Origin of the sequence: Arthrobacter sp. SIMBA_036 (assembly GCF_046535135.1) — a bacterium.
Classification (GTDB): domain Bacteria; phylum Actinomycetota; class Actinomycetes; order Actinomycetales; family Micrococcaceae; genus Arthrobacter.
Map to the genome: position 1 here is coordinate 1 of NZ_JAWRXG010000093.1, position 309 is coordinate 309.

The 309-nt window shown below is 60.8% G+C and carries 1 protein-coding gene; it reads right to left on the reverse strand.

The window, feature by feature from the left end; translation table 11 throughout:
* Positions 1-309: LysR substrate-binding domain-containing protein (locus tag SB659_RS19265; RefSeq protein ID WP_410551554.1), on the reverse strand; the 309-nt coding region annotated here is incomplete at both ends.

The window sequence follows — 309 nt, forward strand, 5'->3', positions numbered from 1 at the left end:
GCAGCAGCCGCATTTCGCGCAGCATGTCGCGGTCGGGAACCGGGCGGCCTTCATCTTCCAGACGGCGGACGAGCACGAATTCCTCGTCGAACAGTTTCAGTTCGGCCAGCGACGGTTCCGAGACCGGGAGGGCGACGATCGCCAGATCGAGATCGCCTCGTGACAGCTCCTGCACGAGCTTTGCGGTCTGTGTCTCGCGCACGTCGATCTGAATCCCGTCGAATGTGGCGTTCAGATCGTTTATGATTGCCGGAAGCAGATAGGGCGCAACGGTCGGGATAATGCCGATCCTCAAACGCGCCAGAAACG